At 73.2% G+C, this 15020-nt stretch carries 12 protein-coding genes, 1 tRNA gene and 1 pseudogene; 9 read left to right on the top strand and 5 right to left on the bottom strand.

Features of this window, described 5'->3' with window-relative positions; genetic code table 11:
• The first annotated feature begins 63 nt into the window (after positions 1 to 63).
• The 3 genes and pseudogenes from ACWIZO_RS13095 to ACWIZO_RS13085 all read left to right on the top strand — a co-directional run bounded on the left by ACWIZO_RS13095 (position 64) and on the right by ACWIZO_RS13085 (position 1833).
• Complete coding sequence (locus tag ACWIZO_RS13095; protein ID WP_448642859.1) at positions 64 to 348, top strand: type II toxin-antitoxin system Phd/YefM family antitoxin; 285 nt, start codon at positions 64 to 66, stop codon at positions 346 to 348.
• A complete protein-coding gene (locus tag ACWIZO_RS13090; RefSeq protein WP_448642858.1) occupies positions 345 to 632 on the top strand; it encodes a type II toxin-antitoxin system RelE family toxin in 288 nt (95 codons plus the stop codon). Before ACWIZO_RS13095 ends, ACWIZO_RS13090 begins: the two co-directional genes overlap by 4 nt.
• Positions 633 to 1009: 377 nt before the next feature.
• Positions 1010 to 1833: pseudogene (locus tag ACWIZO_RS13085) on the top strand (transposase family protein).
• Positions 1834 to 2227: 394 nt separating this feature from the next.
• Here ACWIZO_RS13085 and ACWIZO_RS13080 read toward each other — a convergent pair.
• Positions 2228 to 3514 (bottom strand): WS/DGAT domain-containing protein, encoded by a 1287-nt coding sequence (locus ACWIZO_RS13080; protein WP_448642857.1) that lies wholly within the window; start codon positions 3512 to 3514, stop codon positions 2228 to 2230.
• A 325-nt stretch (positions 3515 to 3839) separates the two neighbouring features.
• Here ACWIZO_RS13080 and ACWIZO_RS13075 point away from each other — a divergent pair, with 325 nt between their 5' ends.
• The gene (locus tag ACWIZO_RS13075; RefSeq protein WP_448642856.1) at positions 3840 to 4862 is read left to right on the top strand and encodes an LLM class flavin-dependent oxidoreductase; all 1023 of its coding nucleotides are present in this window, start codon (positions 3840 to 3842) and stop codon (positions 4860 to 4862) included.
• A gap of 101 nt (positions 4863 to 4963) precedes the next feature.
• Here the strand turns inward: ACWIZO_RS13075 and ACWIZO_RS13070 are convergent, their stop codons facing one another.
• Positions 4964 to 6733, bottom strand: coding sequence for a CocE/NonD family hydrolase (locus ACWIZO_RS13070; RefSeq protein WP_448642855.1), 1770 nt, complete (start codon positions 6731 to 6733; stop codon positions 4964 to 4966).
• Positions 6734 to 6777: 44 nt separating this feature from the next.
• Positions 6778 to 7329 (bottom strand): TetR/AcrR family transcriptional regulator, encoded by a 552-nt coding sequence (locus tag ACWIZO_RS13065; RefSeq protein ID WP_448642854.1) that lies wholly within the window; start codon positions 7327 to 7329, stop codon positions 6778 to 6780.
• Between the two features lie 936 nt (positions 7330 to 8265).
• Between ACWIZO_RS13065 and ACWIZO_RS13060 the strand changes: the two genes are divergently transcribed.
• Complete coding sequence (locus ACWIZO_RS13060) at positions 8266 to 8811, top strand: site-specific integrase (protein ID WP_448642951.1); 546 nt, start codon at positions 8266 to 8268, stop codon at positions 8809 to 8811.
• Between the two features lie 79 nt (positions 8812 to 8890).
• On the opposite strand, the gene ACWIZO_RS13055 is transcribed toward ACWIZO_RS13060, so the two are convergent.
• Positions 8891 to 8963, bottom strand: a tRNA-Ala gene (locus ACWIZO_RS13055).
• Between the two features lie 107 nt (positions 8964 to 9070).
• Positions 9071 to 10147: a M23 family metallopeptidase gene (locus ACWIZO_RS13050; protein ID WP_448642853.1), complete on the bottom strand. Its 1077-nt coding sequence runs from the start codon at positions 10145 to 10147 to the stop codon at positions 9071 to 9073.
• Between the two features lie 491 nt (positions 10148 to 10638).
• Between ACWIZO_RS13050 and ACWIZO_RS13045 the strand changes: the two genes are divergently transcribed.
• From ACWIZO_RS13045 to ACWIZO_RS13030, 4 genes are read left to right on the top strand one after another with little or no spacing between them, the layout of a single operon-like run.
• Positions 10639 to 12234 (top strand): mannitol dehydrogenase family protein, encoded by a 1596-nt coding sequence (locus ACWIZO_RS13045; RefSeq protein WP_448642852.1) that lies wholly within the window; start codon positions 10639 to 10641, stop codon positions 12232 to 12234.
• A complete protein-coding gene (locus tag ACWIZO_RS13040) occupies positions 12231 to 13007 on the top strand; it encodes an HAD family hydrolase (RefSeq protein WP_448642851.1) in 777 nt (258 codons plus the stop codon). The genes ACWIZO_RS13045 and ACWIZO_RS13040 overlap by 4 nt, the downstream gene beginning before the upstream one ends.
• Positions 13004 to 14134: a CDP-glycerol glycerophosphotransferase family protein gene (locus tag ACWIZO_RS13035; protein WP_448642850.1), complete on the top strand. Its 1131-nt coding sequence runs from the start codon at positions 13004 to 13006 to the stop codon at positions 14132 to 14134. The genes ACWIZO_RS13040 and ACWIZO_RS13035 overlap by 4 nt, the downstream gene beginning before the upstream one ends.
• On the top strand, positions 14121 to 14936 hold the full coding sequence (locus ACWIZO_RS13030) for a phosphocholine cytidylyltransferase family protein (protein WP_448642849.1): 816 nt from the start codon (positions 14121 to 14123) through the stop codon (positions 14934 to 14936). The genes ACWIZO_RS13035 and ACWIZO_RS13030 overlap by 14 nt, the downstream gene beginning before the upstream one ends.
• Positions 14937 to 15020 lie beyond the last annotated feature (84 nt).

Here is a 15020-nt window from a genome sequence, read left to right as displayed (position 1 = left end):
CCGGGGCGTCCCCTCATGGACTCTGTCTGGACGACGCACGCTTGTCTAGTCATACTTATGACCATGACGACACTGTCGCTGGCGGACGCCAAGGCGCACCTGTCTGCCCTTGTGGCTCGGGTCAGCGGCCAGCACGAGCGGGTCTACGTGACGGTCCACGGCAAGCCGTCGGCGGTCCTGGTGGCGACAGAGGACCTCGAGTCCCTGGAGGAGACGATCGAGATCCTGGCCGACGCCGACACGATGCTGCGACTGCACGCCTCGGACGCCGAACTGGCCCACGGCGAAGTCGAGACGGGCGAGGAGCTAGGCGCGGCCATGCGCCGCCGCCTCGGCTCCGGTTTGTGACCGAGGAGCCATCCCCCTACGACCTGGCGATCACGCCGACCGCCCGCCGCCAGTTCACCGAGAACCTGCCCGAGGCAGTCGCCGCGGCCGCGTACGAGTTCATCACCGGCCCGCTAGTCGACAACCCCCACCGAGTCGGCAAGCGGCTTCGACCCCCGTTGGAGGACCGGCACAGCGCGCGCCGCGGCACTTACCGGGTCATCTACCGCATCGACGACGACATCCAGACGGTGACCGTCGTCGATGTCGCCCACCGCCGAAATGCGTATCGGTCTGGTCGTTGACCACCCGTCGTTGAGTTGCCGCCAAGAGCCGAACCAATAACCAGGCGATTTGGCGAGCGCCGCTCACCGTAACTGTCCGCTGCACACCGGACTGGCCTCTGACGTGCAGATACATGACGCTCCGCCACCCGGCCCGTACCGTCACCACCCGCCGGTATCCGTCATTCTTCAGGGGTAAATCATGGGCAGACCGGGGCTGGCGCTCGGAACGGCGGGCAAGATCCGCTTGCATGCCACGGCGTCCGGCTATCGCGCCGTCGCCTGATTGAGGTTTTCTCACCAGCTTCGAGGGCTTGATTGGTGTCGTCGCTGGTCGAGGCCAGGGTTCAAGACGAGGGTGCGGGCTCTCGGGGTGAAGATCGACTCGCCAAAGACCGATCTCCTCTTCCCCGGGAGCCCGCTGCGTCTCACCGTGCCAGCCTGGATGTGTCCGCACCGCGAAGGCGGTGACCGGCTGGGTCGCCCGCTACCGCCGTCGGCCGGGAACCCGTCCGGCGCAGCGGGTCGGCACGGTCCACGCCCAGGTCGTGCTGGCGCTGCGCTGGCTGCGCCACCGTCTGGACGTGCGCATCCTGGCCGCAGACGCCGGGGTCAGCATCGCCACCGCCTACCGCTACCTGCACGAAGCCCTCGAGGTGATCGCCGCGCACGCGCCCGCCCTGGGCGCCGTGCTGGCCCATGCTCGCGCCGTGGGCCTGCCCTTCCTCTGCCTGGACGGCACGCTGATCCCGACCGACCGGGTGGCCACCCGCGCCGAGCGCGGCCATCACCTGTGGTACTCCGGCAAACATCACGCCTTTGGCGGCAGCGTGCAGGTCATCTGCGACCCCGGCGGCTTCCCCCTGTGGGTCTCCGACGTCCGGCCCGGCTCGACCCACGATCTGACCGCCGCCCGCGAGCTGGTGCTGCCGGCGCTGTACCCGCATGCCGCCCGCGGGCTGCCGGTGCTGGCCGACAAGGGCTACACCGGTGCCGGCATCGGGGTGCACGTCCCGATCAAGCACCAGCCCGACGGGCCGCTGCACACCGACACCGCTGCTACAACTCCCTGATCACCGCGCTCCGCGCGCCCACCGAACGGAGCCATGCCCTGCTCGGCCGCTGGCGCGCCCTCGACCGGGTCACCGTCAGCCCGCACCGCATCGGCGCGATTGTCGCCACCGCATTGGTGCTGACCTCACTCGACCGCGGAAACAGGTGAGGAAACCTCACTGACCGGACTTCGGACTTACTCGTCCAGGACTGCTTCTTGCCCGTTTCACTACCGACGGAGTGACCCAGGACCTCGACGCGTTCCGGGCCGAACACGAACGCGTCTACCCGACGGGGATCGGCTGCGCCGTCGCCTACGACAACGACGCCTGGGTGAAGCAGACGGATCGGCTCGCCGGCCGACTGTGGATCACCGTCACCCTTCCCGGGGCTCCTCCGCGACCGATCGAGGTGGTGTTCGGGGCCGCGTTCCGTGGCGACCGGGTCTCGCGGCTGTGGGAGCTGGCCCGACTGGACCGGGCTCGATGCCTTCCCCGACTACTGACTGTGAGCGACCAGCGGTCCTCGCGCCCGCGACCAGCCGTCACCGGACCCGAACGGGCTCACCCGGCGGAGCTGCCCGCGGGCCGGCTCCGGTCGGTGTACAGCAGCTCGGCCGTCGCCTGCTCGATTGCGGCGGCGAGCACGTCGAGGTCCCCGACCACCGAGGGATCGGCAACCAGCCCGAACCCGAGCCGGTCCGCAACCGACAGGACCCCTACCCGCAGCGCGTGGTGCTGCGCGACCTCGACGAGTGGCTGAACGGCGCCGACGGGCGCGCCGAGCACGGTGACCGCCCGGTCGGGGCCCCGGACGTTGGACACGTTGAGCGCGAACGAGCGCCCGCTGCGCTGCAGCCGCTGCGACCAACCGGCCAGGCGAGGTGAGAGCCGAGCCATCCGGTCCATGAGCTCGTCCAGCTCCTGGGCGTCGTGGCGCGCCTTGCGTTCAGCGGTCTCCCGGCGGACGGCGAGCAGCCGCGCCACGGGGTCCGCCTCGTCCACCGGCAGGTCCACACGGAAGTACGAGTCGCGGTTCCCGACCTCGTCGCCGTCGTGGTGCAGGGTCACCGGCACCTTCACCGTCACCCCGCGGAGCGGCCCGTGCCGGTGCTCCAGCCACCGGCGCAGCCCACCGGCCACCACCGCGAGGACGGCGTCGTTGAGCGTCGCCCCGGCCAGCCGGCGAGCGGCCTCGCCCAGCGCCGCCACCGGTGTCACGGCGAGGGCGACCTCCCGCTCGCGGCCGACCCGCGCGTCGAACGGCGAGCGCCGCAGTCCGGGGAGGAGCTCGCCGGTCAGCACGCCGGGCAGCGAGGAACGTCCCCGACCGTCTCCGGACGTCCCGGGGCCGGCAGTCTCGGAGCGGTGTTCTCCGGCGCCTTCCGCGGCCGGCGCCGGGTCCCACAGCACGTCCTCGGCCAGGCGCATGACCGTTCCGCCGTCGGCCAGGGCGTGGTGCACCCGCCACACCAGGAGCGCGCCGCCACCCGCGAGAGTGCCGAGGACGTCCATCCGCCACAGCGGCCGGCCGCGGTCGAGATGCTCCCCGAAGAGTCGGGCCAGTTCGGCGCGCACGCCGGCCTCGTCGAGCGGGCCGACCGCGTCGACGGCCCGGACGTGCGCCGCCACGTCCACCTCGTCCGTGCGCCACACCGGCTCCTCGGACGTCCCGCTCAGCCGCCAGGTCAGCCGGGGCGCGTCCGGCAGCCGCCGGGTGACCGCGTCGCGCAGCTGCCGCAGATCCGGGGCACCTTCCGGCAGGTGGACCACCGTGGCCGTGTGCCCGACCAGCCGGGGACCCTCCAGAGCGAGGATCGCTCGGTCCTCGGCGGTCAGCGGGACCTGCACGGCAGCAGCCTGCCGGTGCGGCGTGGGTCCGGACAAGCGGGATCCCCGGTCCCCTGCCCGTCGTCCCGTCGCGGCGCATCAGGCCGGTGGTGTGCGGACTGCCAGGGGCCGTCGATCCGGAGCCCCCCCTCGGCGGCTGCACGACCGTCCGCCGGTCCCGTCACGAGCCAAGGTCGTCGACAGGCGATCCGGCGACCGCTACGTTGCCGCCCGTCGGCATCGACCGTGCCAGATGGGGGTGTCGTGTCCATCCGCCGAGGGGGCCGCGCCCGGGAACGGAGCGCCCGTCCGCCACTGGAGCCGACCACCCGGTCGGCGGCGTCCGATGAGCACTGAGTTCTGGCTGCACGGGTTCCCCGTCCCGCGCCGGGCCACCGCCCTGGCGGTCCAGGCGGAGGCCTGGGGGTTCGACGGCCTGCTGCTCGCCGACAGCGAGAACCTCGTGGGCGATCCGTACGTGGAGCTGACTCTCGCCGCCCGGGCGACGCGGCGGCTGCAGCTCGGTCCCGCAGTCACCAACCCGGTGACCCGCCATCCGGCGGTCACCGCGTCGGCCATCGCAACGCTGCAGATCGAGTCCGGCGGGCGGGCCGTGGTCGTCCTCGGCCGAGGCGACTCGGCGGTCCGGCAGCTGGGCCTGCACCCGGCCACCACGGAGGAGCTGGAGCAGGGGCTCGACCAGCTGCAGGGCTTCCTCGGCGGCCGGGCCGTTCCCTCCGGCGGTGGGGTCGTCGCCCGCATGGCGTGGATCGACCCATTCCACGCAGGTGACGTTCCGGTGTCGGTGGCCGCGACGGGTCCGACGACCATCGCGCTCGGAGCCCGCCGCTGTGGACGGGTCGACTTCACCGTAGGGGCCGATCCCCGGCGGGTGGCCTGGGCGATCGCCGAGGCACGGCACGCCGTTCCCGACCAGGGGGCTCCGCCCTCGCTCGGGGCCTTCGTCAACGTCGCCGTCCATCCCGACGCCGCGGTCGCGCGGGACCTGGTCCGTGGCAGCGCGGCGATCTTCGCGCACTTCGTCAGCGAGGGTCCGCACGACGTCGTCCCGGACGACGACCGTGCCGTGGTGGAGCGGGTGCGCACGGCCTATGACGAGGCGGCGCACGGGCTCACCACGGCACGTCAGGCGGCACTGCTCCCCGACGCCTTCCTCGACCGCTTCGCCGTCGTGGGCTCCCCCGAGCACTGCACCGCCCGGCTACGGGAGCTGATCGACCTGGGACTCGACCGGATCATCGTGGTCCCCGGCTCCAGGAACGCCGACCCGGAACTCCTGGCCACCTCGGACGAGTTCTTCGCCGGCGAGGTGCTGCCGAGGCTCCGGACCGCGACCGGCGCGGGGTGACCGACCGGATGCTCGCGTAGACCAGCCGTCCTCGCTCGTGCTGCTGGGCACGTCGACGACGCCGCCCGGGCGTGGCCACGTGCCCTCCACTGGCCGACGGATCAGGGCGCCGGGAGCGGCACCTCGGTGACCTCGATCCAGCTGTCACCACCGAAGTGCACGGTGTTGCGGCAGGGGTAGGGCGGCACGGGCATGTCGAACTGCGCGTAGCCCTTGCTCGGGTCTGCGCGCAGCAGGTCGATCCGGCTGGCGAGCTCGAGCCGCAGGGTGTCCCCGCGGCGCAGCAGCGTCGGCCCGGGCGTGAGGCTGAAGCGCAGGACGACCGGCTCGTCCGGGACGAGGGGTTCGCGGCGGCCGGCGTCGATGGCGATCTCCAGTGGTGTGCTGCGGCCCTCCTCCTCGGTGCGGGACACGGGACGGATCGCGCCGAGGGAGAGCTGGTGGCACTCGCCTGCGGCGTCGAGCCGGGACAGTCGGGCCACGACGTAGGAGTCGATCTCGTTGCAGCTGTAGGTGAGTCGGGCGGTGACCGGGCCGGCGAGCGAGGTGTCCTCCTCGACCGGCAGGTCGAAGGCGAGGACCTGGTCGGCCACCTCGTCCAGGCCGCCGAGCTGCGGCAGTCCCAGGGGGACGGCGACCCAGGACCCGGAGCCCACAGCCGTCGCGTTCCGGCTCAGCCGGTGAGTGATGGCGTCCCCGTCCGGGGGTCCGAGGTGCAGACGCCGGACCTCCCCGCCGGCGGGCGGGAAGGCGGTGGCGCTGTCGAAGCGCTCGGCGCCCTCGACCCAGTAGCGCACATGCGGCTGATCGGCGTAGCCGTTGTCGGTGCCGCGCAGGACGTGGTCGAAGAAGGCCAGCGCCTCGCCCTGCCAGGAGTAGACCGGCAGATCGTAGGCCGGCGGGGCGAGGATCAGCCACCGGGAGTCGGCGGGCGTCCCCGCGTTGGCGACCAGGTCGTAGCAGCCGAACTGGTGCAGATTGAAGTAACCGAGGTTCTGCACGACCGTGAAGGGCACCTCGACGTCGCCGAGCGTGGCGGTGGGGCCCTCGGGGATCGTCGCCTGCGCGCGCGTCTTCTCGTCGAACATCCAGGCCGCGTAAATGCGGCGCATGAACTCCACGGGCGTGGCGGTCTCGAAGGACTTGAACATCCCCGACACCCGGCGGTGCACCAGCTGCTCGAGCAGCGGGTGCAGCGGCCCGTTGGTGACCTGGCTGAGGAGCGCACGACGGTCCGGTGACAGACGCTCGTCGTAGTTCTCCTGCGTGTAGTTCGCGCCCATCCAGACGGCGACGAAGAACCAGGCGGGCACGCCGGCGAAGTGGACCAGGTGGCGCCACAGGTCGGTCGACACCTCGTTGCAGAACAGCGCCCTGAGCGCAGGCGGCTTACGCGCGGCGACGCTGAGCTGGGACACGGCGTAGTAGGAGGTGCCGAAGAGGACCACCTCCCCGTTGCACCACGGCTGCTCCGCTGCCCAAGCGATGACCGCCTCGTGGTCGTCGACGTCCTGCGGATCGAAGAACATCACCTGCTCGCCGGTCGAGCGGCCCATCCCCCGGCGCTCGACGACGACGGGGCAGTAGCCGCGGTCGGTGAACACCGGCGGTGAGCCGATCTCGTTCGAGCCGGCCGGGATGCCCGCCGTGGCCTTCTCGGTGGCGTAGCCGCCAAAGGAGACGACAGCCGGATAACGGCCCGGCGCTCGGGGGACGTAGACGTCGGCGTGTAGCTCGGCGCCGCCGGCGACCGGGACGCGCTGGTCGGCCAGCACGCGGTTCCCGAGTCCTTCCATCGCGACGGCGCATGGTTCCCATCCGGCGTACTGCTGGCCGGCGGTCGAGCCTCTGAGGGGGATGTGCGTGCTCATGCCGGTGCCTCTCCAGGGTCGGTGCTGCGGTGGGTGGGGCGAGTTCAGGTGCGGTCCTGTTCGGTGCGCAGGCTGGTGAGCAGCTGGATGAGCACCTGCTCGGCGCGGCCGCGGAACGCCTCTGCGCCGGTGGCCAGGGCGAGGACGGCGATGCCGGTGGAGGTCGCCTGCAACAGGGCGAGTGAGGCCTCGGTCGGCTCGGCGCCGAAGGAGGTGATCAGCGCGGCGCCGAGTGGAGCGATCCCGGCGCCCAGTGCGGAGAAGGCACGTCGCACCTCCCGGTCAGCGTCGGCACTCTGCGTCAGCGCCGTCAGGATCCGCGTCTGTCGGGGGTCGAGGAGCACGTCGACGAGCCCGGCCACCTTCGCTGCCGGGTCCTCGGCCGACACCGCCGCACGCAGGGCCTCGATCCTCCGGCGCACGGCCTCCTCGGCGACGGCGAGCAGCAGGTCGGCCCGCGTGGGGAAGTAGTACGTGAGATGGCTCTGTCGCAGCCCGGCACGCCGGGCGACCCGCGGCTGGGTGAAGCCGCTGAGCCCCTCCTCCTGGATGACGTCGAGCGCTGCCGCCACGATCGCCTCCCGCCTGGCTCCCACGCAGATCCTCCTGGTTGGTCGCCTAACCAATGTGGCGGAGCGCTGCCTTCCGGACAAGAGCCGTAGGCACAGCGCGGCATCTGTGCTCCGCATGGCACGGATGACCCGGAGAACGTTCAGGCGACCGCGTCACCGGCGGGCGCGGGGAGCCGTTTCGCCCGCTGTCCCGCCCGGCGTCAGCGTTCGCGCGGCCTGCTTCCTTGGGTGTTGGCCGCCGACGGCGCGCGGTGATCGCGGAACCGTCCGCCGCCCCGCCGCGCTCGACCAGCCACCCACGCATGACCTCCAGCGCGCGGGTGGTCGTGGAAACGTCCGCGTCTCACTGCGCCGGCCCCGCGGCCCGGGCGTGCGCACGCAGACCGTCTGCGTCGCCTTGCCGATGTCCAGCCCGGCGACCCGCTCGTGCATGACCTCCTCGCCGATCCCTCTTCCGCAGCGCCATCGACGGAGCGCCGTCCGGAGGGCCCTCTGCCAGGACACCGACCCACGCGCTCATGGCAGCAATCAAAGGGGCACCCGAGGGCCCCGCGCCATACACATCTACGGGCTCACCCGCACCACTGTGTCGCGACGTCGCCGGACGGCAGGAGCATTCTCATCCGCAAGGGCAGCGATCAAGATCGCAACCGTTACACGTCTTGCACCTGCGGTACGAAGAGGCGCCCCGTCATCGAGGGCGGGGTGCTCGCGGGCGTCACCGGCGAGGCTCGACGTCTTGCTGCCCGTCGCGATCATGTGTCGCCTTCGCAGTGATTGCCCGCCGATGACGCCTGCCGATGTCCTGGGTGGTTGACGCCTGATAGGAGCCTGGGCTGCGACGGCCCGCAGGTGCGTGCGCTCCCGCCCGGGCGTCGGTGTCGCTGAGCGCGCAGGAGGCCAAGAAGGTGATGGCCGCCGCGCAGACGCACCGCAACGCCGCCCGGTGGACCGTGGGCGCTGGCCGTCGGGCTGCGTCAATCCGAAGCCCTCGCCCTGCGGTGGAGCGATGTCGACCTGGACAACGGCACGCTGAGCGTCCGGCGCAGGCTGCACCGGGTCAGTGGGCAAGGCCTGGTCTACGAGGAGCCGAAGGCCGACCGCAGTCGTCGCAACCTGGCGCTGCCGGCACAGCTCGTCGACGCGTTGCGGGCACACAGAGCGATCCAGCGCGAGGAGCGCATCGCCGCCGGGTCGCTGTGGCAGGACCACGACCTGCTCTTCGCCCAGCCCAACGGCCGGCCGATCGAGCGCACGTCGGACTGGCGTGCCTGGAAGGCCCTCCTGCACCAGGCGGGCGTGCGCGAGGTCCGATTGCACGACGGGCGGCACACCGCAGCGACCCTGCTGCTGTCCGAGGGCGTGCACCCCCGAGTCGTCATGGAGGTGCTCGGCCACGCACAGATGCGCACGACGACGGACATCTACAGCTATGTCATGCCGGCTCTCGGCCGCGACGCCGCCGACCGGATGGGCAGTGCGCTCTGGGGACCGCCGGCACCGTGATGGCTCCAGTGGCCACCACACTGGCACCACAGACGACTCAGGCCGCTCCTCCGAAGGAGGAACGGCCTGGTCATCGGGGTGGAGCTGAGGGGACTCGAACCCCTGACCCCCACACTGCCAGTGTGGTGCGCTACCAGCTGCGCCACAGCCCCGTGCCTCGGCCCGCCCGTCCCGCTCGGGCCAGGTGGAACTGTACAACGCCGGGCGGGCACGACCGCGGCGGGGGTGGCCGCGCGTCGCGCGGCTGCGGGGCCGGTGCTCAGACCTCGACGCCGCGCTCCGCGAGCCACGGCACCGGGTCGATCCGCTGGCCGTTCATGCCCCCCTGGTGCACCTCGAAGTGCAGGTGCGGGCCGGTCGACTGACCCCGGTTGCCCAGCAGGGCGATGGTCTCCCCGGCCTCCACGTACTGCCCCGGCTCGACGAGGATCTCGTCCATGTGGCCGTAGACGGTCACGTCGCCGTTCTCGTGCAGGATGTAGACGGCCAGGCCGAACCCGCTGGCCGCACCGGCCCGCACCACGACGCCGTCGGCTGCCGCCATCTCCGGCGTCCGCATGGGCGCGGCCAGGTCGATGCCGTAGTGGAAGGTCCCCCACCGTCCGCCGAACCCGCTGGTGAACCGCCCGCCCTCGACGGGCAGGACGGTCTTGGGCCGCGCCGCCTCCGCGGCGGCCTCGGCGGCGGCGGCCTCGGCGGCGGCCCGCTCGGCGCGGGCCGCGGCCACCTCCTGCAGCCGCGCCTGGGCCTCGGCCTCGGTGATCGAGGCCATCGGCATGACCTCGACGGCCTCGTCCCCGGTCATCAGCTCGTCCTGGGCGATCTGCACCGCGGACGACCCGGCCGCGGCGTCCGAGGCCCCGTGCAGCCCGAACGCGCCTGCGCCCAGGGCGCCGGCCACCAGGGCGGCGAGCAGCAGGTGCGGACGGCGGTCGCGGGCGCATGGCCGCCGGGCGGTGCGGGGGGTCCTGACGGGAGCCGGGTCGACGGCGACGCCGTCCTCCGCGGCTGCCACGACGTCGGCCACCAGGACGTCGGCCACCACGGCGTCGAGCACCCCGGTGGCCAGGACCTCGGCCGTCTGCTCTGCCACGGGCAGCACCGTGGTCGGCAGGACGGCCGGCACCCGGAGGACGGCGACGTCGTCCAGGGTCGCCCGCGGCGGAGGAACGACGGCGACGAGGGACGACGCCGCGTCATCGGGGCGGACCGGGGGGAAACCGCGCAGCGCGGAGACCCGGCGGTCGGCCGGACGACGGACGTCGGCGCGGCGGTGGCCGCCGGTCCGGGGACCGGGGACCGCCCGGTGCGATCCGCTGGCAGGGCGGACGAGCACGTCCGCGGTCCTCCGGTGGTCGCCCATGCACCTACCCGTCTCGCGGGGAGCGGGCTCAGGGGAGCCCCCGACTCGGTCGTACGCATCCAAACACCACGTGACTGCTTCGTGACCATCTGTACGGCGTGTCGCGGGCGGACACCCCACTGTGTCCTCGGTCACGCCACGCCGGATCCGGGTTTGTGACCCCCGGAGGTGGGGCATGCTCGCTCCCCGGCGTCGAAAAGGTGCGCCGGTCCGACGAGCGCCACCGCCAGGTCTCCAGAGCCGCGGGCCAGCCGCCGTCGGTCCGCCGCGGGCGATCCGCCGGGGACGTCGCCGGTACACCGGCCGTTGCACCACCCGGGTGCACACCACGGGACCGGATGGTCCCATGATCAACCCGGTGCGGCCCTCGGGCGCGCCCCCACCCCCGTGGGTGCGGCGCACCCAGGCCCGCCCCGCCCGAGCACGGCCCCACCACGGCCCGAGCAGGAAGGACCGATGCCTCGATGGCACAGCCCGAGCGCCCCTCGCGGGAGGACCCGCGGCCCGGCGCGACCGCTGCGGTGGCGACGGTGGCGCCCGTCGTCCGCATCCGGCCGCTGACCGACGCGACGCTCGAGCAGCACGGGGCCCGGCTCACCGTCCCCACCTACGACCGCTCGGCGCTGGTCCCGGCCGTCGTGCACCTGAGCGTCGGCGGCTTCTCGCGCGCCCACCAGCTCACCTACTTCGACGAGGTCGCCGAGCGGCGCGTCTCCGACCGGTGGGGCGTCGTCGGCGTCGGCCTGCGGCGCCGGGACATGCAGGAGGCCCTCGCCCCGCAGGACAACCTCTACACCGTCGTCGAGCGCAGCCCCGACGGCGAGCGCGCCCGGGTGGTCGGCGTCCTCACCGACTACCTGTTCGCCCCCGACGCCCCCGGCGCCGTCCTCGACCGGCTCGCCGACCCGCGCACCCGGCTGGTGACGATGACCATCACCGGCGCGGGCTACCTGCTCGACCCCACCTCCGGCGCCTTCACCGTCGACGACGACATCCGGCACGACGTCGAGCACCCCGACGCCCCGCGGACCGTGTTCGGCTTCCTCGTCGAGGCGCTCGACCGCCGCCGGCGGGCGGGCGCCCGGCCGTTCACCGTCCTGTCCTGCGACAACCTGCACCGCAACGGCGACGCCACCCGCGCCGCCGTCACCGGCTTCGCCGCCCTGCGCGACGAGGTGCTCGCCCGCTGGATCACCGACCGGGTGGCCTTCCCGAGCAGCATGGTCGACCGGATCACGCCGCAGACCACCCCGGAGGAGCGTGCGGCCCTCGCTCGCCGCTACGGCGTCGACGACCGCTGGCCGGTGGTCACCGAGCCGTTCTCCCAGTGGGTCATCGAGGACGCGTTCTGCAACGGCCGCCCGCCGCTGGACGAGGTCGGCGTCCGCTTCGTCCGTGACGTCACCGAGCACGAGCTGATGAAGACCCGGCTGCTCAACGCCAGCCACTCGGCGCTGGGCTACCTGGGCACGCTCGCCGGCCACGAGCGCATCGACGTGCTCATGGGCGACCCCGTCTTCGCCGCCTACGTCACCGCCCTCATGGACGACGAGGTCACCCCGCTCATCCCCTGCCCCGAGGGGATCGACCTCGCCGGGTACAAGGCCGTGCTGCTGCAGCGCTTCGCCAACCCGGCCATCGCCGACCGGCTCTCCCGGCTGTGCCGCCGCGGCTCGACCAAGCTGCCCCACCACCTGCTGCCCTCGCTGCGCGAGGCGCTGGCCCAGGGCAGGCCGCACGCGCTGCTCACCCTCGCCGTCGCCGGCTGGGTGCGCTGGCTGCAGCAGACCGACGACGCCGGCCGGCCGCTGCCGGTGGAGGACGACCGCGGCCCGCACCTGCAGGCCCTCGCGCGCGCCGGTGGCACCGACCCGCGGCCGCTGCTGGCCGACGAGCCGGTGTTCGGCGACCTCGGCCGCGTGCCCGGCTTCGCCGACGAGCTGGCCGCCGTGCTGCGCCGGCTGGAGCGCGACGGCGTCCGGGCGACCGTCGCCGCCCTGACGGCCGCCAGCACCCCGCCCGCGCCGGTCCTCAGCATCCCACCCGCGGACGCCCGGTGACCGCCGTCCCCCGCACGGGGGGGCCGGTCCTCCCGCGCGACGTCGTCACCGGCCTCACCGCCCTGCTCTGCGACGCCGACGGCAACCTGTTCCCGTCCGAGGAGCCGGCCTTCGTCGCCTCGGCCGAGGTGACCAACCGCTTCCTGGCCGAGCTCGGCGACGCCCGCCGGTTCACCGCGGAGGAGCTGCGCCTGGCCACCACGGGCATGAACTTCCGGACGACGGCGCGGCGGCTGGCCGCCGAGTCCGGCCGCCCCGAGGTCGACGTCGAGCCGTGGGTGGCCGAGGAGCGCCGCGCGGTCACCGCGTACCTGGGCGAGCACCTGCGGCCGCACCCGGAGACCACCGCGGCCCTCGTGGCGCTCGCACCGCACCTGCGCCTGGCCGCGGTCAGCTCCAGCGCGCTGCGCCGGCTGGGCGCCTGCTTCACCGCCACGGGGCTCGACGGGCTGATCCCGCCGGAGGCCCGCTTCAGCGCCGAGGACTCCCTGCCCACGCCGACGAGCAAGCCCGACCCGGCCGTCTACCTGCACGCCTGCGAGCAGCTGGGCATCGCGCCGGGAGCCGGCCTCGCGGTGGAGGACTCCGTCCCCGGCGCCCTGTCGGCGGTGCGCGCCGGCTGCCCCACCGTGGGAAACCTGCTCTTCGTCCAGCCGGCCGAGCGCGCCGAGCGGGAGGCCGCCCTGCGGGAGGCCGGCGTCCTCACCGTCGTCGGGTCCTGGCAGGAGCTCGCCGACCTGCTGCTGCCCGTCCTGACCGGAGGTGGTCGATGAGGATCGTCTACACCAGCTTCCGCGGCCTGTTCTCCGACAGCCCGCGCGCGATCTACGAGGCACTCGTCGCCCGCGGCGACGACGTGCAGCACACCTGGCTGACCTCCGCCGTCGCCGAGGGCGTGTTCCCGGCCGACGTCGAGACGATCCACTTCGGCAGCCGGGAGAGCATCGCCGCGCTGGAGGCGGCCGACGTCGTCGTCTCCAACGACCACGTGCCGCTGGACTGGGAGAAGCGGCCGGACGCCTTCTACCTGCAGACCTGGCACGGCACCCCGCTCAAGCGGATCCACAACGACGTGCTGTGGGCGCCGGAGGGCCGGCTGGCCTACCTCGAGCACGACATCGCCCGCTGGGACGCGATGCTCTCGCCGAACGCGTACAGCACCGCCCGCTTCCGGCAGGCCTTCGGCTTCCCCCGCCCGATCCACGAGACCGGCTACCCCCGCAACGACCTGCTCAGCAGCCCCCGGCGCGACCAGGTCCGCGCGGAGGTGCGCGCGCAGCTCGGCATCGACGAGGGGAGGACGGTCGTCCTCTACACGCCCACGTGGCGCGACGACCTGGTGTTCGAGGGCACCGGCGAGCGGGACTTCGAGTTCCCCGTCGACCTCGCCGCCTTCACCGAACGGCTCGGCGGGGACCACGTGCTGCTGCTGCGGCTGCACAACATGGTCTCCGACCGGCTGGAGTCCATCGAGGGCCTGCCGGTGCGCGACGTGTCCAACCACCCCGACATCCGCGACCTCTACCTCGCCGCCGACCTGCTGGTCACCGACTACTCGTCGACGATGTTCGACTTCGCGGTCACCGGGAAGCCGATCCTGCTGTTCACCTACGACCTGGCCGACTACCGCGACCGGCTGCGCGGCTTCTACGTCGACATCGAGGAGATCGCGCCCGGGCCGCTGCTGTCGACCGGCGACGAGCTGCTCGACGCCGTCGCCGACCTCGACCGGGTGACCGCCGCGCACGCCGAGCGCTACGCGCGGTTCCGGGAGACCTTCACCGCCCTCGAGGACGGGCACGCCACCGAGCGCGTCCTCGACCTGTTCTTCCCGCGCGGCGGATCCGCCGCCGACGCGGCCGCGACGACCCGAGGAGGGGACCCCAGTGCGCATCGCTGACCTCGCGAAGACCGCCCACCTGCACGGCAGGACGCTCGCCGCCCGGCCGGGCGCCCGCCCACGGCCGGGCTCCCCCCAGGTGGTCATCCTGGCCGCCGGGATGGGCACCCGCCTGGGCCGACCGCTGCCCAAGCCGCTGACCCCGCTGGTCGACGGGCGCAGCATCCTGCACCGCCAGCTCGACACGCTCGAGCAGGTGCTGGGCCCGGCCGTCGACGTCACCGCCGTCGTCGGCTTCCAGTGCGAGCTGCTCATGCAGGCCGCACCCGACCTGCGCTTCGCCTACAACCCGCACTTCGCGCGGACCAACACCTCCAAGAGCCTGCTGCGCGGGCTGCGGACGACCCGCGAGGGCGGGGCGCTGTGGCTCAACGGCGACGTCGTGTTCGACGCCGCCGTCCTGGAGGCCGTGGTGCCCGCGCTGGAGGCCGACGAGAGCTTCGTCTGCGTCGACACCTCCACCGTCGCCGACGAGGAGGTCAAGTACACCCTCGACGCGGACGGCTTCATCGCCGGGTTGTCGAAGACGGTGACCGGCGGCCTCGGCGAGGCCGTGGGGATCAACTACGTGTCCTCGGCGGACAAGGCCACCCTCGTCGAGCACCTCGACGCCGTCGGCGACCAGGACTACTTCGAGCGCGGCATGGAGACGGCGATCGCCGAGGCCGGCCTGCGGTTCCGGCCGCTGGACATCTCGCAGTTCGCCGCCGTCGAGGTCGACTTCGAGGCCGACCTGGATCGGGCCAACGCGATGCTGTCCGGCCCGCGCCCGCACCTGCACCCGGTCCCCGACGGCGCTTGATCGGAACGGCCCCGCTGCAGGGGCCCGCCACGAGCGGAGCGAGTGACGAAGGACCACCCTTCCCCCACGCCTCGCACGCTCGGC

The organism is Geodermatophilus sp. URMC 63 (assembly GCF_053502565.1).
This window is presented reverse-complemented; position numbering and strand designations above follow the sequence as displayed.

Coding starts and splice junctions, on each gene's coding strand:
- ACWIZO_RS13095 (WP_448642859.1), top strand. CDS start 64: ATGACGACACTGTCGCTGGCGGACGCCAAGGCGCACCTGTCTGCCCTT.
- ACWIZO_RS13075 (WP_448642856.1), top strand. CDS start 3,840: ATGAGCACTGAGTTCTGGCTGCACGGGTTCCCCGTCCCGCGCCGGGCC.
- ACWIZO_RS13070 (WP_448642855.1), bottom strand. CDS start 6,733: ATGAGCACGCACATCCCCCTCAGAGGCTCGACCGCCGGCCAGCAGTAC.
- ACWIZO_RS13045 (WP_448642852.1), top strand. CDS start 10,639: ATGGCACAGCCCGAGCGCCCCTCGCGGGAGGACCCGCGGCCCGGCGCG.
- ACWIZO_RS13035 (WP_448642850.1), top strand. CDS start 13,004: ATGAGGATCGTCTACACCAGCTTCCGCGGCCTGTTCTCCGACAGCCCG.